Consider the following 19340-nt stretch of genomic DNA (forward strand, 5'->3'; position numbering starts at 1 on the left):
TGTCAACATAGACACATGTCGAATCTAGAGGTTGTTGAGTTGCCGGTTCTGCAGCCGGTTGCGCCGTGCTGCCCGCCGCTGACACAGCAGGCGCTGACCGCGGACGAGGCGGTACGGACCGCCGCGATGTTCAAGGCGCTCGGCGACCCGGTCCGACTGCGACTGTTCTCCCTCATCGCTTCGCACGAGGGCGGGGAAGCCTGCGTCTGCGACATCTCCGACGTGGGGGTCTCGCAACCCACGGTCAGCCATCACCTGAAGAAGCTCCGCGAGGCGGGCCTGCTCACCTCCGAGCGGCGCGGGACCTGGGTCTACTACCGCGTCGCGCCCTCCGTGCTGGTCGCCTTGTCCGGGGCACTGGCGCCCAGCCACTGACACTTCACATGGCCGACGTGTGGACGTGACCCGTCCCAGGCGTGCCGCCAGGCGCCGCCCGGGGTCGCCTGGGCGTCGAGGATGACGAAGTCGACGCCCAGGCGGCGCAGGTGGTAACCGGCGGCGAGCTCCGCTTGGCCACCGCCGATCACCACCACCTACGTGGCGTCGGTCATTCAGCTCCCGCTGCGCTGGTGGCTGCCGCAGCGGCGGAACCGGTCCGGCCGAAGACGAGCGCGACCAGGGCCAGGCCCACGACGGCGCCGGCGAGCTGGGCGCCGACAAAGCCGGCCACCGAACCCGGGGCGATCCCGGCGAAGGTGTCGGTGAACGCGCGGCCGATCGTCACCGCCGGATTGGCGAACGACGTCGAAGAGGTGAACCAGTAGGCGGCGCCGATATAGGAGGCGACCGCGACGGGCGCGAAGCGCAGTCGGTCGGTGCGGGCCAGACCGAAGATCAGCAGGATGAGTCCGGCGGTGGCCACGACCTCACCCAGCAGCAGGTGCCCGGTCGAGCGGTCGTGCGTGGACCACTTCACGAGCGGTTCGCCGAACATCGCGTCCGCCAGGATCGCGCCGCCGATCGCCCCGGCCACCTGCGCGGGGAGGTACACGGCGACCTCGCGGCCGGTCACACCTGCGCCACCGCGCCGTGCGTTCCACCACTCGGCGAGGGTCACGGCGGGGTTGAAGTGGGCGCCGGAGACCGGGCCGAGCAGCAGGATCAAAATGCCGAGGCCGAAGACGGTGGCGGTGGAGTTGGCCAGCAGCTGCAGGCCCACGTCCTTGCTGAGCTGGGTGGCCTGGATGCCGGAGCCGACGACCACGGCCACGAGGGCGGCGGTGCCGACCAGTTCGGCTGCTGCCCGGTGTGCCAGAGGAATGCGGGGCGGAGCGGCGCCCGGGGCGGACTGGGGGCCGGCGCCGGCTATCGGCGACGATTCCGCCGCGGTCACGACGCCGGCCTCGGTGGCGCTCAACAGGACTCCTCGGAACAGGAAGCAGGAACAGGAATGGAGATCAGGGGCAGGGATCAAGGGCAGGAACGCTTGAGGTTGCCCTCGGCAGTGGCGCGAGCCGTGGCGGCGAGCTCGGCAAAGGAACCGGCCAGGGCTTCGATGACGTCCGGCCGCACCTTGTAATACGTGAACCGGCCGCAAGGTTCGGTCTCGACGACGCCCGCGTCGCGCAGCACCTTGAGGTGGTTGGAGAGGTTGGTCTGTCTGGCGCCCGTCTCCTCCACCAGATGCGTGGTGCACAGGGTCTCGTGGGCGAGGAGGGTCACGATCTGCAGCCTGAGCGGGTCCGCGAGAACCCGCATCAGGTCAGTGTCGACTGACGTCATCATGTGCTGATACTGTCACATCAGTGGGCGCTGATGCCAGCGCCTGCTCGGTTCGCGGCCCCGAAGCCCCGGTCCGCCCTGCCCTTTGCGTTGGAGGGCCCGTGCCCGCTCCCGCACCTCGCGTCGTTCCGGACACCCGCCTGCCCGCCGGTCCCCGACCCTGCCGGCGCGACATGGGAGGAGGGCTACGGGATCCGCGACGACCTCGACGTACGCACCACAGCCCTGCTCGCCGAGCTCCTCGCCACCGCCTGACCCTCGCTGTTCGCCGACAGAAAGAACGAGAAGACCGTGTCTGAGAAGCCGTCCGTCCTGTTCGTCTGTGTTCACAACGCCGGCCGCTCCCAGATGGCCGCCGCGTGGCTGACTCACCTGGCCGGAGACCGCATCGAGGTCCGCTCCGCCGGGTCCGCTCCGGCCGACACCGTGAACCCGGCCGTCGTCGAGGCGATGAAGGAAGTCGGCATCGACATCGCGGCCGAGACCCCCAAAGTCCTGACCGTGGACGCGGTCCAGGCTTCCGACGTGTGCATCACCATGGGCTGCGGCGACGTCTGCCCGGTCTTCCCCGGCAAGCGGTACCTGGACTGGAAGCTCGAGGACCCGGCCGGTCAGGGCGTCGAGTCCGTCCGCCCCATCCGGGACGAGATCAAGACCCGCATTGAGGATCTGATCGCCGAGATCGACGCGGCGCAGCAGGCCTGAGTCCCGCATGAGCGCCGGCATCCGCGAGGTCATCGTCATGGGATCTGGCCCCGCCGGGTACACCGCCGCCCTCTGCACCGCCTGCGCCGCCCCCGTCAGGACGTCGGCGTCTCCCGGCCGACCGTCAGCCATCACCCCAAGAAGCTCCGCGAGGCGGGGCTCCTCACCTCCGAACGACGGGGAACGTGGGTCTACTACCGGGTCGACCCCCCGACCCTGACCGCCATGTCGCAGTTGCTCGGCGCCACCGACCGAGCTTGAGCCGCAGCGGGTCGTCATCGCACGCTTCGGTACGGGAGCGGTCCATCCGGCGGCATTGACGGATCGTCGCCGGCCGGCTGATACCGCCGAGCACAACCACTCCGAGGAGTAGTGCGCCGGGATCAGGTGATGAGGTCCCCCAGAACCTCATCAGCCGCCCGCTCGCCTTCCACAGCGCCGCCGTTCATGTAGCCCTGGAAGTCGTAGGAGCAGTGTTCACCACCGATGTGGATGTTCCCCTGCCGGGTGCCTTCGTAGCCGGCGTAGCGGTGGAGGTAGCCGACCGGCCAGCAGGAGTACGCGCCGAGCGCGTACGGGTTCTTGTGCCAGGCGGACAGCAGTGCTTTTCCGTTCCAGCGGGCCTTGGTACCGGGAAAGATCTTGTCGACATCGGTGAGGACGGAGGTTGCCAGGTTCTTGACGTAGCTGGTGGTGTCGGAGGCGAAGGGTGTCGGCGGGTTGAGCGCGTGGGCCAGGGAGCCGCCGCCGTACTGGATGAGGATGCCGCTGCTGCCCGGCTGGCCTTGGGTGGTGTCCCAGATCTGCTGGAAGGGAAGGTCGGTGAAGCAGCTGCCTTCGGCAACTCCTGGCCAGGGCCCGGCGCCGTCCCAGGTGCGGGTGGTGAACTGCATGTTGAGTTTGGTGCAGTAGCCCATTCTGGCGTCCCGCAGCAGGTTGACCATGAGCGGATCGAAGTTCGCCCGGCTGGTGTCCAGCTGCTGCAGGATCGGCAGCGGGACGGTGAGGACGGTCTGGTCCGCGGTGAGGGTTCTGGTGGTGTCGTTGTTGTCGAAGGTGAGTGTCTGGGTGCCATCGGTGTTGGCCCGTACCGCGAGTAGTTTCCAGCCCATCTGCACGGTGCCGGGCGGTAGTGCCGCTGTGATGGCTTTCGGGAGTTGGTCGTTGCCGCCGGCGATGTGGTAGCGCTCGTTGGACAGCCCCCACATGTTGAAGCTTCCGGGGTTGGGCTGGTAGCCCATGAGCAGGACCAGGGCGAGCGAGGACTGGTTCTGGGTGTCGGCGCCGTACTCCACGTTGTACGCGACGTCGATGAACTGCCCGAGCGGGGAGGAATGGCCGCCCGGTACCCGGGTCTCGATCCAGTCGTACAGCGACAGGTTGTCCAACGCGGTGCCGGCGGCCGTGGTCCGGTTCCAGGTGACCTCGCCGGCTGAAGTGAGGTCGGTGTGCAGTGCCTGGTAGACGGCTTTGAAGTCGTCGTCGGCCTGCGAGCGTGAGTAGTAGGCATTGTCGAACCACAGAACGTCGTCGGCTCCGTTGGGTCCGGAGCCGGCGAAGTCGACGGTGTCGAGGCCGAACCGGCGGCAGAGTTCAAGGATCTTCTTGTGGCCGGTGTCGATCAGCTCGCCCCCGTACTCGGAGGTCTGGCCGTTCGCCCAGTAACTGTGTTCGGAGTACATCCTGCCGCCGACCCGGGTCAGGTTGGCCTCGTAGACCGTGCACGGCACGCCGGCGTCGGCAAGGGTGAGGGCGGCGGTGAGCCCGGAGATGCCCGCGCCGATCACTGCGACCCGGGCAGCGCGGTAGGACGGCTTCGTGGCGACGGCCGTCGTCTCGGCGTGGGCACGGTCGGCAGTCGCGAGCACGCCGGAGCCGGCGGCGGCGACTGTCACGCCGGCCGCGCCGGCCCAGCGCAGCAGTTCCCGGCGACCAACCGAGTGCGGGTCGGACGCCGCCTCGGCGCGCAGACCGCGCAACGCGTCCACGGGCAGCTGCAGGCGGCGTGCTGTGGCATGTTCCTCGACGAGCTTCTGCAGGGCCTTCATCGGAGCGGTGCGTGCCATGGGAGGTGTTCCCTTCGCCATTCTCGGAGATGGTCAGCACGTGCGGGGGGATCGCGGGGGCGGTCCGCTGCGAGGTGGCGGGACCGTCGTCGGCGGTCAGGGGGCGGTGCGTTCCTGGGCGCGTTCCTGGGCGTCCTCAAGAATGATCCGGCCCATGATCTCGTAGCGCTCGGGACGTCGGTTCTTCATGTACAGGCCGATGCCGAGGCCGGTGGCGAAGACGACGGCCACGATCCAGGGGATGAGCTTGAAGACCAGTGTCTTGGAGGCGTCGCCGGCCGCGGTGTCCAGGTTCGCGACGAGCAGGTACACCGCTGCGAGCATGCCCAGGCCGCCGAGGGCGGGCGCGAGCAGGGTGCGGAACCAGTGGCGGGACTCAGGGTGGTGCTTGCGGAAGTAGGCGATCACCGAGAACGAGCACAGCGACTGGACGATCAGCAGCGCGAGGGTGCCCAGAATGGCCATCAGTGTGTAGAGGTGGACGTACGGGTCCTTGCCCGCGGCCCAGAACCCCCCGATGATCGCCGCCGCGATGCCCGTCTGCACGAAGGATGCGATGTGCGGCGAGCCGTGCTTGGCATGAGTACGGCCGAGCGCGGGATGGATGAAGCCCTCGCGGCCGATCGCGTACAGGTAGCGCGACGCGCACTGGTGGAAGGCAAGCCCGCAGGCGAAGGCGCTGCTGCAGGCCAGCCACTGGAACAAGCTCACCGACCAGTGCCCGAGGTACTGCTCGAGCGGTGCGGAGAAGACATCGAAGGAGCCCGCCTGCTTGATCGCCGCGTCGGGGCCGCTGCCCGCGATCACCATCCAGGAGACAAAGGTGTAGAGCACTCCGAGGCCGACCACAGCGAGCAGGGTGGCCTTGGGAATGATCCGCTTGGGGTTGCGGGACTCCTCCCCGTACATCGCGGTGGACTCGAAGCCGACCCACGACCAGAAGCAGAAGAACAGCCCGAGGCCGGCGGACGGTCCGGCGAAGGCTCTGGCCGGGTTGACCGAGGAGACCACCAGGCCGTCGGGGCCTCCTCCGTGGAAGAGGATGGAGAAGGCGAGGACGGAGAGGATCAGCACCTCGCAGACGAGGAAGAAGGCGAGCACCTTGGCCGCGATGTCCAGGTCGAAGTAGGACAGGACCGCTGTGACGACGACCATCAGCGCGGCATAGACGATCCACGGCAGATCGACGTCGAGTTGGGCTTTGACCGCGGTCTCGGCGAACGAGGCGAAGATACCGACCAGGGATGCCTCGAAGACCACATAGGCCAGCACGGCGACCAGGCCGGAGGCCATGCCCGCGATCCGTCCCAGCCCGTGCGATATATAGCCGTAGAAGGCACCGGCGGCAGTGATGTGACGGGCCATCGCCACATAGCCGACAGCGAACAGAACGAGTACGGCAGTCACGAAGATGAAGCCGGCCGGGGCGCCTGCTCCGTTGCCGGAACCGATGACGATCGGCAGGTTGCCGGCCATCGCCGTGACCGGAGCCGCGGTGGCCAGAGCCATGAACAACACGCCGACCAAGCCCACCGAGTTGGCCTTGAGCCGCTGCACCTGACCGGCGCCGGCCGGTTGTTCGGGGGAAGCGGGACCCGCGACCGCCTGTCCGCTGTCGCTGGTGGAAACCTGAGTCATTGCCGACCTCCTGAACGGGAGATGATGACGTGGCCGGGAGGGTGCGCAGATGCGGAGCAGAGATTCCCGTGGCCACGTCGAACACGTAAGGCGCAGGTGTCAGCTTGGAGGTGGGGCTACGCAGGCCATAACCGGCAGGCTGTGAACCTTTTGGTTACCGCCGTGTCAGTCTGTTACGGCCTCGGACACAGGAACCGGACGAGCCGACACCCCGGCTGCTCGCTCCGGTCACCTTCCCCGCCTCCCCCGGCGACAACGACACCATCAAGAAGATGTGGATGTGCTGAGCGTGAGGGGAGCCGTCGAGCAACCGATTGGCGCCCCCGAGACGGTGGCCGGATGGCCTGCACTGAACGGCTGCTGGCCGTGACCAGGATCCAGCGGCGCCTCTACCGCGATTCCCCCATCCGATCCCTGAGCCTGTCGCCGGGCAGCGGGATCGTCGAGAACATCGGCGAGCCGCTCGCCTTCGAGCGGCCCTACCGCGCCGGGGACCGTCCCGCGGAGGTCATTCCCTGGCCGGGAAAGGAAGAGGAGCCGTACGCACCGCCCTTCCACCCTCTGGAACTCGGCGAGGACGCACTGCGTGCGCTGTGCGGATTCATCCAGGAAGGCCGTCCCGAGCCGACGACGTCGACGCGGACACCATTGACGCCGCACCTGATTCGGTGCTCCCCACCTGGGTTCATAGGCGGTCGGCCGATCGGCCTCGGCCTCCTCTGAACGGCCGCGAACGGAGCTGAATGAGATGGAAACCGAGGGGAGCCCGTGCGTAACTCCGGCGACAGCGGGCCCGGGTCGGCGCTAGCGTGCGACAGTGATCAGCAATGAGGGGGCAGTCCTGGGCGCGCAGGCCGCACTGCGCTTGGCGCAGACAGGTCTTTTTGAGTTCGAGCCGGGGCTGACAGACGCCGAGTTCGCGCGCATCGAGCGGGAGTACGGGTTCGAGTTCGCGGACGATCACCGTGCTTTCCTTGCGGCTGGCCTGCCAGTCAATGTGCCTCCCGAGGAGGGACAGACATGGTCCAGACCCTGGCCCGAGTGGCGTGGGGGCGACCTGGACAGTCTGCGACAACAGTTCGACTGGCCGGTCGAGGGCGTTCTCCTCAGTGTTGAGCACAACGGGTTCTGGTACGACGCATGGGGTGAGCGTCCGATCCACGACGCTGCCGCCCTGGCCACCGCACGGGGACAACTTGCTGATGTTCCGGTGCTCGTGCCGGTGTATGCCCATCGATACCTCCCCGCCGGCCGGGGAAGCTCCGGACATCCTGTGCTCTCGATGTGGCAGACCGACATCATCTACTACGGGCTAGACCTCGTCGATTACATCTACCGAGAATTCGACGAGGCACGGGGCGCCGTTGACGAGAGCTGGGACCCAAGAGCAACGGTTCCATTCTGGCGTGATCTCCTCTAACCCCAAGAAACGACGGCGGGTCGCGCTCTGAGCTCGGGAATCACCGCTGATCCAGAGGAACTTGCCGCCGCGACCACCCAAAAGAGGAGCTGACGTCAAGCCTTGCGACGTGGTGTCAGCCCTCCTGTTGACCGTCGCTTAACGCCCTATGCGGCACGGGACTGGCACGGTCACCTTCGAAGAGATCCTCAGCAAATCCCACTCGCTTCCCGCGCGGCCGTATGCAGACATCCTGCCCCCTTCGAGCCGAACCGGTCCGTGAGCGCGAACGCACCCAGCCGGCCCGCCGAGTCCTCACAATCGCTCGATGGGCTTGCCGAAGCTGCCACTTGAGGCCTGGGCCTCGCCGGCGATCTGCACGGCTATGGAAGAAACACCCCCATCTTGCCGTACGTCCACCCCGGATCTGAACAAGTCTCTTGACCCCCTCAGAGGAACGCCTTCGCTGGCCCCAGATAACGATCTCGAGAGCGTAATGAGAACGAGTGCTTTGGCCCCACGCACAGCTGTCCGCGGACCCTCGGGACCTTCCAGGCACACGAGTGAGGTCGCGGCCCGCTCTCAGTAGGTCGATCGGGGCGCGTCAATCTCGATGACTGGACACGGCGCCAAGAGGGACCAATCATTGGTCGGGTGATCACGAGAATGGCGTCGCTATGGGATGAATTCGACCGGATGAGAGGTGCGTTGGGCTTCCTGACACCGGCCGAACTGCTGGAGCTCGCCGACAGCGGCACTGTCGTACTCGACCCGTTTTCGGTGATCCTGTCCAAGCAGGTCACGTTGGGCCCTGGCAATCTCTTCTATCCGGGTGTGGTCATCGAATGCGACGACGAAAGTCACTGCGTCATCGGTGGCGACAACGTTTTCCACGGCGGGACGCGCATCGCTGCGAGTGCGGGCGGAAGCATCACGATCGGAGACAGGTCCGTGATCGGAGAAGGCGGTGCCCAGATCAAGTCAACGACCGCAGACTCCGAGGTCTCGATCGGTGACGGTGTCCGGATCATGAACGGTGCTGAGCTTCTCGGTCGCAGCCGGGTCGGCAGGGGCTGCCAGATCCTCGGTCCAATCTCGGCCCGGTCGGTATCCCTGGCCGATGGCGCAACGCACGCTCATCCCGACCCCGACCGACGCGGGGCCGTCCTCAAAGGGTTCGGCCGCGCCCAAAACATTCGGCTCGGCGCCGGAGAAGTCATCAACGGGGCTGGTGATTTCGGCTCGGCTCTCGTAGAACGACAGCGGGCCTACCACCCCCTTGCCCCGAACTCTTGAGTTGAGTGGGGACCGAGTACAGGCCTTCGCTGAAGCCTTCCGGCCTGGTCAATGAGACGCTGACGGTTGTTCATGGCCACCTACAGCCGCCACAGTTGCTCTACTTCGCTGCCGTACTGCTGCGCACCGATGCACGCGCCCTACTTGCCCGGGTTGTCCGCCCAGGCAAGGAACCAGGAGGGCCCGTAGAGCAAGACCAAGACCAAGGCAGCGATCCCCGCCGTCAACACGATGATCGCGATCTTCCATCGTCGTGACATGTCCATCTCTCCTATCCGAGTGCCCATTGCGTGGTAGCGACTTGAGTCCATGAAACATCCCAGTTTCACCTCAGTGAAGTACCCCCAGCATGCAGCTCCGCCCGCCTCCATACGAACGGGTGCCTTGAGGCGCCGTCGCCAAACTTGACCCCCCCCAACGGCGAGTCATGGGTTTCCGCAGGTCAGGATGGCTTGCCGGCACGATCACCTGTTCACCTGCACTGGCGTTGTTCGGCGCCGTGCCTGGCGTGCGGTCCCAAAGTGGTCCCACCGCAATCGACTTCACTCAGTCGGCAAGGATCTCCATGAGGAGTACGCACGCTCTATTTCGCCCACGTACTGTCCCAGATGGAAGCGCACTTCCACGATGGCCTCGTGTTCGAGGCCCGGGTACATCAAGTCGGTCCAGACAACCGTCTCGCCTCGTAGCTGCACGCGGATGTGAAGTTCGTCCAGGTCCGATCCGGACTGCCCATGAGATGCCAGGCTCACGCTTCGAGCAGCGGCCGTCGGGTACAGGGGGCCGCCAGCCCGGAGAAGGTGCCTCGGGTGCAAGCCGACCGCCCTGCTGTCGCTACGCGAGATCATGTCGAGGCCATCGACGAAGAGATACGCGTGTACCGCTGTGCACGCCGGTGGCCCAGGACAGCTGCCAATGAGCAGCGTACTGATCGAACCCAGGCTTCGAATATCGGGCCGTGCAGTCCGAAGCTCGTGCGGGGATCTACGGGGCATCTGCCCCTTGCAGCGTCATGTGCTGATCATACTGACTCACGGGCCCTAGTTTGGAAGACGTGACGTGGATGCGGACTGGCCTGGGAAGTCCCTGACCTGGTGCTGAGCTGCGCCGTGACCGACGTTCCCCGTGAGTCCCCGACGTCCCCGCCCGACCGGCCACGTGGCGGGCACGCATGTGGCGCTTCCGGTCAGGTGGTTACTGCCACGCCTATCGCAGTGATCAGAGAGATGGTTCCAAAGACGGTGCACACCCATCCGCACACGAGGTAGGCCTTCTGCGCGACGGACACGTTGTGTGTTGGTCGGTCGATGGGAAGTTGTTCCCCTTTCCACTGGCGGTGCCTGTAGATGAGGTAGGACCCCGCCAGTAGGAACCCTGCCGCTATGAGGAACAGATGGCTCGGCGATGGTGAATCCTGCTGCGCTGCGGCGTAGTAACGGATCGTGTCCCCCTCGGTATGGCTGATCTCCGTGGAGATCACCTCATGCGTGAGTCCGTGACGTCAAGGGCGGGCGGCGTGCACTTTCCGGCAACTGGGGGCACGCTCACCCCTGCCCCGAGTGGATGAAGCGGGTCAACACGGTCAGCTGTGGCGCCCCTCGCGTTGGGCTGCGATGCGGCGGCGAGTCGCTCTTCGCAGGAGAGGACCTGCGACGGTGAGTTCGCGTCGCATCGAGGGCAGTCACAGGTCCAGCTCGGGTTGGTTCTCGTTCTGGTAACCGAGGTCTTCTTGATCGAATTCCTCGTCGGACTGGACAGGCGGGATGCGCGGCGTCAAGGACTCGATATGACCCGCTGATGCGCCCGCATCGCGGTTCGCAGGACTTCAAGTTCGGTTCGGGGAAACGGCCGGCCCCATTGGGACTCATAGGACGCTTCGCCTTGCTCGTGATCAATCCGGTCGAAGGCCCGGACGGCTGACCGTGCGAGCGCCGTGACGGTGTAACTGCCTGACCAAAGAACCGTCCCGGAACGGTCCGGCGCCCGGTCGTCGTCGGTCAGGACCAGGCGAACATCCACCACAGATCCATCTCGGTGGAAATACCACCGGTACACCTGTGGCTCTCCATACAACTCGGCACGTGTGTCTGCGTCGCCAAGAACGATCCTGATAACGGCATAGAGGAACTGCTCGGGACCGTCAGTGACGTAAGAGGCGACGGCCTCTGCCTCACCGTGATCGTCGGCCACCTTGACGCAAATCCAGCCGCGGCTGAACAACGTCCATGTGATCGCTAGAGACGTCATCTGTCCCCCCTTTGGGGTGACCCTACGGCCCAGGCACGGCTGGGCGGCCGGAGCCTCAGCTTGGAATCACCGCTCATCAGAGTGCAGGAAGTGCAGGATCCGGCCTTGACCTGCTAAAACGGCGATCTAGTGGCATGATTGGCCGGTTCTCCGTCGGGCACAGGACGGGCACGACCATGCGCCTGGGATGGACAGCTCACAGATCGACACGAGACCGGCCGTCTTCTCGGCGGCAGAGGAAGGCGTGTGCCGGCCGGAACGGGAGACCGCGCAGAGCCGGTTCCATGCCAAAACAAGCTACTGAGACAGGGCTTCGGCGAGGAGGAGTTCGAGAAGCCGGCCGGGAGCCCGCAGTGGCAGGTAGTGATCTGCGTCTGCGATCACCTCCAGCCGCGCGCCGGGGATGCCGTCGGTGAGGATTCCGGCGATGACGCCGATCTCCGGGTGGTCGTGATCGCCGACGATCACCAGCGTCGGTGCCGTGATCCGGTCCAAGCGGCCGACGGCGTCCTCGTCGAGGGAGAGCACGTGTCCCTTCTCGGCGGCGGCACTGATTTCGGCGTTCTCCCGCACCATGGGTTCGGCGAGGTCGAACCCCGGGGCCCGATCACTCAGGCTCGCCCAGATCGCGAGCTCCAACTCGGCGATGCGGCGGGCGTCCGAACCGCGATGCGCCGCGACGTAGGCGTCCATCTCAAGGTTCTGGGGCCACTCGTGCCCGCCGGCGGATGCCGCGATCAACGTCAGCGACCGGACCCGCTCGGGGTGTTCCAGGGCGAAGTCGAGTGCGACCTCGCCTCCCATGCTCAAGCCGACGAGACCCGCGGCCTGGAGGCCGAATCGGTCCAGGACCGCCAGCAGGTCGTCTTCATAGCGGAACGGCGCGGTCGGGGGCGACGAGCGTCCCAGGCCCCTGGCGTCATACCGGACCACGGTGTGGTGCCGCGCCAACTCGGCGAACACGCCGTTCCACAGGCGACTGTCGTGGACCGATCCATGGAGCAGGACCAGCGGAGGGCCGTCCCCGGCCTTCTCGGCCCAGATGTGGCTTCCACCGGAGACGGGGATCAGCTCGATCGTCATACCTCCGATTCGATCACACCGCCGCCATCAACGGCGCATCCATCGGCAGCAGAACCCACCCGACGAAGCGAACCTCACAACCCTGCCAAATGGTCGAAAGTCGAAGGGATGATGTCAGCGTTGGTGCTCCGGCGCAGACGGTGACTGCCCGGTCTCTCGGCGTTCGGCCGGGCAGGTCTCCGACGGTCCGAAGGGCGGGTCGCTCCTGCCGGATGACATGCCCTCGCGGCTCATTCCCAGCAGTCGCTCTTCGCGCCGTCGATCGCCGACTCGGCGGATATCTTGTAGCCGGTTCCGGTCCCGAAGTCGACGGGGGTGGGCCCGAGGGACTCGGTCCGGAAGTCGACCGTCAGCAGGATCGCGTCACCGTCGCCGCCTTTGGTGAAGCAGATGCCTTCCACCTCGGGGGGCGCGGCTACCGGTGTGGTGTTCTTCTGCTCGGTCCAGTGGTCCGCTGCCGCGACCCGTCGGTAGTAGTCGAACAGGTCTGCTCTGGATCCGAGATAGGAATACACCCGATAGGCGCTGAGCCAGGCGTCGCCGCTGCTGCCGTCGTCGCACCCGGTGGTGACGCTGCCGAAGTCCTTCGGTACCGCGGTATGGGGTGGGCGGCTGTCGAGGATCGTGAGGGCGGCCAGTTCCTTCAGCCGCTGCTCGGATCCGTCGCAGTTCTTGTCCGAGCTCATCATGGCGCAGCCGGCGAGTCCCGAAGCGAGCGGGGCGAGCAGGGCGGTCGCCAGGGCCAGGGCGATCGTGCGGCGGGGCGGGAGGCGCAAGGGCACGAGGGCTCCGGTGAGTGGTGAGTGTCGCGGTGGGGCGGAGGGGTGGGCGGGGAGGCAGGGCGGTCAGGTGAGGCGGAGAGGTGGGCTCCGGCCCACGCCGGATCAGCGGCGTGGGCCGGAGCCCGGGTGGTGCGGTGTCAGGTCAGGCTGTGGTGTCGGGCGACGTCACCACAGGTAGTGGTGGTTGAAGAGGTAGTTGCCGACGGCGTAGAGGTACGACCAGAGCTGGTTCCGGGAATTGTAGTAATTCATCTGCCGACGGTTCCAGGAACTGCCGACGAAGGTGCGTGCTACCCGGTTGTTGTGCTGGTCGATGCCCGTGTCGCAGTGTTTCGGGGTGCACTTCTCGCCCACCTCGTGGGCGTCTCCCAGCCGCTTCGCGGCGCTTGCCCCGAAGATCCAGGTGAGGGAGGACTGCCACATGAAGTGCCGGACCGCGTTGTTCCTGCCCTTGTTGCCGGTGAGTTGCCAGCTGAGCACACGGGAAATCCACAGCACCACCTGGCACCCGCCCCAGCCGACGGACCAGCAGGCCTTTGCCTCGGCCCATGCCTTGGCCGACATGCGCCCGTCGAGGTCGTACTGGTTGACGGGGTCGCCGTTGCCGTATTCGTAGGCGTTGGCGCTGCCTCCGTGGACCGGGTCCACGGACAGGAAACGCCCGGTGGCCGCGTTGTAAAGGCGGGCGCCCATGAGCGTGACCCCGGTGGGCGTCTCAGCGGAGCGCTGCGCGCCGCCGAGCCAGCCGTAGCGGGTGGCCGGCTGACCCGTGCGCGGGTTGCCGTACTCGTCGGCGTCCAGCACCGTGGGGGCGACCGCGGTGTCGGCGGGCAGCTGCAAGGTGATGTCGCCGTGCAGGTTGGCGAGTTGCAGGATGACGCCGCCGGTCTTGGTGGTGGTGGCGGCCAGGTTGCCGTCGGGTCCCTCGACGTTGCGGGTCAGCGCACCGGAGGAGGTGTTCTCCACGATCCACCGGGGGGTGTCGCCGTCGGCCCCGTAGTGGTTGATCTTGGAGCCGGTCTGGGCCCAGGTGCCGGCGGTGTTGGTCTCCGTGGTCCAGGCGCGGAAGCGCTGGGCGGGGTCCAGGGTCCAGGTCTGGCGCTGGGTGCCGGCGGTCTGCTGCTGCACCAGGTCGTTGGCGTAGTACGCCAGCGTGGTGCCGGGCAGGGCGGTGGTGCGGCCGAGGGCGTCGTAGACGTAGCCGGCATCGACCTGCCGGTCCGCGCTGTCGTACGTGGCGTTGGTGGTCGTGGCGCCGCTCGTGGTGCAGTCGGCGTTGACGGCCGCGGTGGCCGAGGCCAGGGACTTGCGGTTGGTGTTCTTGTCGAAGGTGTAGGTGCGGGTGGTGCACACCGCGTCCGTGCTGGTGTCCTGGGCCTGGGTCAGGCGCCCGGCCGCGTCGTAGGCGTAGGTCTGCGAGGCGGTGATGCCGGGGGTGCCGGCGTGGGTGGCCCGTTGCCCGTGCACGGTCTGGGTGATGCTGTCGGCGACCAGAACGCTGGAGTCGCTGTTGCGGGTGTAGATGCGGCTGGTGGCGGTGCCCGCGGGGTCCTGTTCCTGCGTCATGGTGTAGCCGCCGGGCAGGCCCTGGGTGGCCAGGGTGCCGTCCGCGTCGTAGCGGGCGGTGAAGGTCCCGGCGATCGAGTCGGCGACCGAGGTGGCCACGCCGCGCGGGTCGATGGCGGGGTCGTAGGTGTAGGTGGTGGTGGACGGCACGTTGTCGGTCACCGTGGTGGGCCGGTCCAGGGCGTCGTACTGCGTCGTGGTCGTGCCCGCGTCGGCGTCGGTGTACGCCATTTCGCGACCGAGTTGGTCGAACGCCTTGGTGATCGTGCCGCCGGTGGTGGTCTGCTGGGTGGGCTTGCCGGTAGCCGGGTCGTACGTCGTGGTGCCCGCGAGCACGGCCGCCCCGATGCCGCCGGCCACGGTGATGGTCGTCACGCGCCCGGCCGTGTCATAACCGTTGGTGGTGGTGCGGGTGACGCCGTTGGCGGACTCGATGACCTTGGTGGCCTGCCCGTACAGGCCGTACTCCATGGTCTTGGTGGCCAATTGGGCCGGGTTGGAGCCGCCCCCGGTGATCGCTGCCGCCGGGGTGACCTGGCAGACGGCGTCCGCCCACTCCGGCTTCGCACCGCAGGGGCCGGTGCCGGTGCCGGTGTAGTAGGTGACCACGCTCGCCCCGGCGTCGGTCCCGGTCGAGGCGGGCTGGGTGCTCTTGATCACCTGGCCCTGGCTGTCGTAGGCCGTGGTGGTCGTGATGGCCAGACCACCGGGGTCGGTGATGGTGCTGGTCGCCAGCCCCTTGACCCAGTCGTAGGTGGTGGCGGTGGCGCGCGGGTCGGCCAGCAGCCCGGGCCAGGACCGCGGCTGCGCCCCGACGGTGGTCTTGGTGACCTGGTCCTCGACGAACGCGGTGCCGTCGGTGGGACGGCCGGTGTCGTACTCCTTCAGGGTGTGGGCGCGCGCCATGAGCTGGCTGCCCGCGGCCGCGACGGTGGTGGCTCCGCTGGTCAGATTGGCCGCCAGGGTGATGCGGTGCAGCGGCCCGTAGGCGTCGGTCTCGCGGGTGCCGCCGGCGTCGTAGACCGACGTGGACGACAGCAACTGGGCCCGCTCGGCGGAGGGCAGGGCGTTGATGCCCAGATCCGTCAGCTGGGTCTGCTGCGCGGTGGTGCCGCCCAGGGCGAGTTCGCGGTTGGCCGCGGTCAGCGTGCGGACGGTGTGGCCGAAGCGGTCGTACTCGGTGACGTCGAGATGGTGGCCAGGCGAGGCCTGGTTGACCTGGCGGCCGGAGGAATCGAGATAGAGGATGCCGGCCCGCTGGTAGTCGCCGGCCGTCAGGCTCGCGCCGTCGTTGCCGGCGGGGACCTGGTCGGCGGGGAAGATCGCGGTCGCGTCGGTCGGGGTGTCGGTCTGGCCCCACGATGCGGTGGCAGCCGCTCCCAGGTTCTCCGGCGCGGTGGTCCCGGACAGCGGGACGCCGTAGACGATGCTGCTGGTGGCGGTTCCGTTGGTCTGGCTCGCGCTGCCCGGGGTCAGGGTGGCGCGGGAGAGCTTGAGGAGCATCCCGTCACCGGCGGCCGGGTTGGAGCCGGCCTGGCCGTAGCTGAACGTCCACGGCAGCTGTCCCGGCGGGGTCAGGGTGGTGACCCGGCCCGCGGCGTCGTAGGCGTAGGCGGTCTTCAGCGCCGGGGAGATGCGCGGGTCCCACACCTCGCGCAGCCGGCCGGCATCGTCGTAGACATAGCTTGCGACGGTGGTCGCACTGGCGGCACCCGCGCCGGGCGCCGTGGCCCACAGGCGGATCGAGGAGACCTGGTCCTTGGTGTCACCGAACACCGCGGCGGTCGCGGTGGTGGCGGTCGCGTAGGTGAACTCCAGCACCCGGCAGCCCTTGGTGGACGGGTCCGTCTCGCACGCGGCCAGCGTGGTGGCGCTGGTCGCGGAGATGACGCGCTTGGGCCGGGCGAGGGTCTTGTCGCCGACGGTGACGGCCTCGGAGACGACCTGGGTGGTCGAGTCGGCCAGACCGCCGGACAGCGCGGTCGACAGCGTCCATGTCGTGGCCGCGGCGGCGACCTTGTGGAAGGTGGTCACCGTCCCGGCGGTGTCGGACAGGGTGAAGTCCCCGGAGGCGAAGGCGCCCTTCAGCGTCAGGTTCTCCGACCCGCGTTCGGGCACCCAGCCGTTCTGCGCGGCGTTGGCCGTGAACGTGGTCGCCGACCCGTCACCGGAGACCACGTCGAGGGAGGTCGCCGAGGTCTTGCGGAGCTCGGTGTAATCGGAGTCGACCGCCTGGGCGACCGTCCCGGAGAGCCATTCCTTACCGAAGATGGGGGCCTGTCCGTCCTGCTCCGCGCCGGCCTGCGGGGACCGCGAGGAGGCGGTGCGATCCACCGACATGCTGAACGCCGAAGCATCGGTGGAGGACAGGGTGTAGTCGCCGGTGAGCAGGTTGACCGAGCCGGGCCCGATGTTCTGGCTCGCCGCACCGTCGGCGTTGCGGTCCACCACGACCCCGACCGGGTCGGAGGAACCGGTGGCGGCGGCCGGTCCGGTGAAGTCGGCCCGCAGCTGGACCGCGCCGTCGGGGGTGACCGTGGAGGTGGCGTTCCACGTCAGGTTCGGGCTCTTGCCGGCGGTGAGGGCGACCGGCCAGGCGGTCAGGGCCTGTCCGCCGTTGGTGACGTCCCCGGCGGGGACGGTGGTCCAGGTGTCCGCGTCACCGCGGCGCCAGGAGAAGCTGACGTCGGTGAACTTCGCGCCGTCGGCCTCCGCGGCCAGCGGGACGCGGGCGGCGGTGCGGGTCCCCTCATCCGGGCTGGTGACGCCGCCCGGACCCACGTGGAAGGTGTAGGGCATCCAGCTGGACTGGTTCTCCGCCTTGTCGGTGCTGCGCACCGTCAGGGTGTTGGTGCCGGCCTTGTCCGGCGCCGCGGTGATCGTCACCGGCGTGGTGGTGCCGCCCGTGGCGACCTTCGTCCACGTCACCCCGTCCAGCGTCCACTCGATGCCGTTCTGGTCGCCGGCGGGCGGCGTGACCGTGAAGTGGCCGGCCTGGCCGACACCCTTGACCCACGCGTTGCTCGGGTAGTCGGTGGAGGTGACGGAGACCGGTGCGGAGGGCGCGGACGTGTCGACGGTGAAGTACGCGTAGGCGGACCAGCCGGTGTTGTAGCTGGTGCCGTCATAGGGCGAGGTACGGAACTTGTACGTCTTGCCGTTGGTCAGCAGCCCCGCCGGCACGGTGACCGAAGCCGGCTGCCCCGACGCCACGAACGGCGACACCAGGACGTTGCCGACCTGGGTGCCGGTGGCGTTGTCGAAGATCTGGAAGGTGCCGTCGACCTTGTCGTTGTTCGGGTCGACGAAGGTGTCGCGCAGCGTGGGGGTCAAGGTGTTGACCTGCCAGGTGCCGGCGGTGTCCTTGAAGAACGGCGGCCCGGCCTGCTGGTCGGTGCCGGTGCGCGGCCGGTAGTTGTAGGTGACCGTCAGCTTCGGCGGGTTGGCGGCGGCGTTGGCGGAGTTCACCCGCTTCCACTGCGGCAGAACGGTCTCGCTGGAGGCCCGCAGGCCCATGACCGAGGTGGCGGCCTTCGCCGACGCCCAGACCTGCGTCAGGTTCGTGACATCGGCGTTGATCCACCCGTCCGGAGCGGACGTGCACGCCGGGTTGCCCTTGGTCTCGGTGGAGGTGGCGTACTTGGTCGTCATGGTCGGCTGGTTCGTCCAGCGGCTCGCCGTGGACGCCGGGTTCGCCGACCACACCTCCCACGGATACGCCAGGCAGTCGGGGTTGCCGGAGTGGAAGTCCCACAAGCTCAGCTTGGCGCTGGAGACCAGGGCGTCCGCGATCGGCGCGGTGTTCCAGTGAATGAAGGACCGCGCGGTGCGCGGAGTGCCGTCGGTGTTGGTCGTACCGGGGTTACCCAGGTCCAGCTCGGTGTCGGCGGACTCGTCGACGGTGACGCCCTGCTGGACGTAGGTGTCGAAGACGTTGCCGAGCGTCGCGGTGGACGGGTCCACCGTCACCGGAAACTTCGTCGCGGGATCCGCCAGGAACTTCGGATCCGGGGTGAAGACCAGATCCACCGAACCCTTCTGCTGTACGACCTTCAACGCCACCGGCGCCTGGTGGGTGTGCTCTCCGGAGAGCGGATCGACCTTCGCGTCCCACATGACGGGGGCCGGCATCACGGCCTGCTTGCTGTTCTTGCCGTCGGTGAACTGCAGGCTTCCGTCGGCCAGTTGCTTGACCGTCAGGCCCTTGGTCTTCAGCGGCAACGTGTAGGTGTACCCGTCGCGCGCCGGCTTCTGGACGATGTCGACGAACTGCTCGAACCCGGTCCGGGTGGCCTCGACCACGACGTTGGCGCCGGGGATGGCGTTGACGTAGGTGGCGCGGGTGCCGCTGAGGGTGGGCTTGGGAAGTCCGCCCTTCCACTGCAGGGCGATCTGCTGGTCACCCTCGCCGAGGGTGACCAGGTCCCGTGCGGGCGCGCTGCCCGCCTCGGCCAGCGAGCGGGCTGTCGTGCCGCTCCCGCCGGCCAGCTTCAGGCCCCGGGGATGGGCCTTGGGCGCGACACTGCCGTCGCTGTTCCGGACCAGGTCCAGATCGACCGGGCGCCACTGTCCGTTGTCCTGAAAACGGATCGGCCCGGCCGACAACTCCGTGGTCAGCGACCCGTTCGCGTTCACCCACGTCGTGGACGTCTCCGTCCGCTCCGACAGCGCCTCGACCTGCTTGCCGGACAATCGCGCCGCGATCCGCGCGGACGGCAGGTCCGCCGCGGTCGTGGCAAATTTACCGGTCGTCTTCTGCGCAGCGGTCTTCTGCGACGCGGCCATCGCGGCACCGGCGCCGGCGCCGTCCAGCATCGTGACGGTCATCGCGACCGC

General features: G+C 67.8%; 14 protein-coding genes and 2 pseudogenes. 7 read left to right on the forward strand and 9 right to left on the reverse strand.

Annotated features, from left to right (window positions below; all coding sequences use genetic code 11):
- Nucleotides 1-15 precede the first annotated feature (15 nt).
- Nucleotides 16-375 carry an ArsR/SmtB family transcription factor gene (locus AC07DC_RS04800; protein WP_478911836.1) on the forward strand — a complete coding sequence of 120 codons (360 nt, stop codon included), beginning with the start codon at nt 16-18 and terminating at the stop codon, nt 373-375.
- Between the two features lie 32 nt (nt 376-407).
- Here the strand turns inward: AC07DC_RS04800 and AC07DC_RS04805 are convergent.
- The 3 genes and pseudogenes from AC07DC_RS04805 to AC07DC_RS04815 form a co-directional block, all read right to left on the reverse strand.
- A pseudogene (locus AC07DC_RS04805) lies at nt 408-533 on the reverse strand (NAD(P)-binding protein); the annotation flags it as partial.
- 14 nt (nt 534-547) lie between these two features.
- Nucleotides 548-1357 carry an aquaporin gene (locus AC07DC_RS04810; RefSeq protein ID WP_478911838.1) on the reverse strand — a complete coding sequence of 270 codons (810 nt, stop codon included), beginning with the start codon at nt 1355-1357 and terminating at the stop codon, nt 548-550.
- A 53-nt stretch (nt 1358-1410) separates the two neighbouring features.
- Nucleotides 1411-1725, reverse strand: a complete 315-nt coding sequence (locus AC07DC_RS04815) for an ArsR/SmtB family transcription factor (RefSeq protein ID WP_478911840.1) — start codon at nt 1723-1725, stop codon at nt 1411-1413.
- Between the two features lie 30 nt (nt 1726-1755).
- On the opposite strand from AC07DC_RS04815, the gene AC07DC_RS04820 reads away from it, so the two are divergent.
- From AC07DC_RS04820 to AC07DC_RS04830, 3 genes and pseudogenes are all read left to right on the forward strand, one after another.
- Nucleotides 1756-1977 (forward strand): hypothetical protein, encoded by a 222-nt coding sequence (locus AC07DC_RS04820; RefSeq protein ID WP_478911842.1) that lies wholly within the window; start codon nt 1756-1758, stop codon nt 1975-1977.
- A gap of 36 nt (nt 1978-2013) precedes the next feature.
- Nucleotides 2014-2427, forward strand: coding sequence for an arsenate reductase ArsC (locus AC07DC_RS04825; protein WP_478911844.1), 414 nt, complete (start codon nt 2014-2016; stop codon nt 2425-2427).
- Between the two features lie 99 nt (nt 2428-2526).
- A pseudogene (locus AC07DC_RS04830) lies at nt 2527-2688 on the forward strand (ArsR/SmtB family transcription factor); the annotation flags it as partial.
- 122 nt (nt 2689-2810) lie between these two features.
- Here the strand turns inward: AC07DC_RS04830 and AC07DC_RS04835 are convergent.
- Nucleotides 2811-4493: a flavin monoamine oxidase family protein gene (locus AC07DC_RS04835; protein WP_478911846.1), complete on the reverse strand. Its 1683-nt coding sequence runs from the start codon at nt 4491-4493 to the stop codon at nt 2811-2813.
- Between the two features lie 96 nt (nt 4494-4589).
- Complete coding sequence (locus tag AC07DC_RS04840; protein ID WP_478911847.1) at nt 4590-6131, reverse strand: APC family permease; 1542 nt, start codon at nt 6129-6131, stop codon at nt 4590-4592.
- Nucleotides 6132-6470: 339 nt separating this feature from the next.
- Between AC07DC_RS04840 and AC07DC_RS04845 the strand changes: the two genes are divergently transcribed.
- The 3 genes from AC07DC_RS04845 (at nt 6471) to AC07DC_RS04855 (ending at nt 8826) form a co-directional block, all read left to right on the forward strand.
- Nucleotides 6471-6854 carry a DUF6928 family protein gene (locus tag AC07DC_RS04845; protein WP_478911849.1) on the forward strand — a complete coding sequence of 128 codons (384 nt, stop codon included), beginning with the start codon at nt 6471-6473 and terminating at the stop codon, nt 6852-6854.
- Nucleotides 6855-6948: 94 nt separating this feature from the next.
- A complete protein-coding gene (locus AC07DC_RS04850) occupies nt 6949-7551 on the forward strand; it encodes a hypothetical protein (protein WP_478911851.1) in 603 nt (200 codons plus the stop codon).
- A 633-nt stretch (nt 7552-8184) separates the two neighbouring features.
- A complete protein-coding gene (locus AC07DC_RS04855; RefSeq protein WP_478911853.1) occupies nt 8185-8826 on the forward strand; it encodes an LbetaH domain-containing protein in 642 nt (213 codons plus the stop codon).
- Between the two features lie 1773 nt (nt 8827-10599).
- Here AC07DC_RS04855 and AC07DC_RS04860 read toward each other — a convergent pair.
- From AC07DC_RS04860 to AC07DC_RS04875, 4 genes are all read right to left on the reverse strand, one after another.
- Complete coding sequence (locus tag AC07DC_RS04860) at nt 10600-11073, reverse strand: hypothetical protein (RefSeq protein WP_478911854.1); 474 nt, start codon at nt 11071-11073, stop codon at nt 10600-10602.
- Between the two features lie 297 nt (nt 11074-11370).
- Complete coding sequence (locus AC07DC_RS04865; RefSeq protein ID WP_478911855.1) at nt 11371-12156, reverse strand: alpha/beta fold hydrolase; 786 nt, start codon at nt 12154-12156, stop codon at nt 11371-11373.
- 230 nt (nt 12157-12386) lie between these two features.
- The gene (locus AC07DC_RS04870; RefSeq protein WP_478911856.1) at nt 12387-12938 is read right to left on the reverse strand and encodes a hypothetical protein; all 552 of its coding nucleotides are present in this window, start codon (nt 12936-12938) and stop codon (nt 12387-12389) included.
- Between the two features lie 165 nt (nt 12939-13103).
- Nucleotides 13104-19331, reverse strand: a complete 6228-nt coding sequence (locus AC07DC_RS04875) for an RHS repeat-associated core domain-containing protein (RefSeq protein WP_478912613.1) — start codon at nt 19329-19331, stop codon at nt 13104-13106.
- Nucleotides 19332-19340: the final 9 nt, after the last annotated feature.

The sequence above is a fragment of the Streptomyces sp. NPDC045021 genome (genome assembly GCF_056432645.1).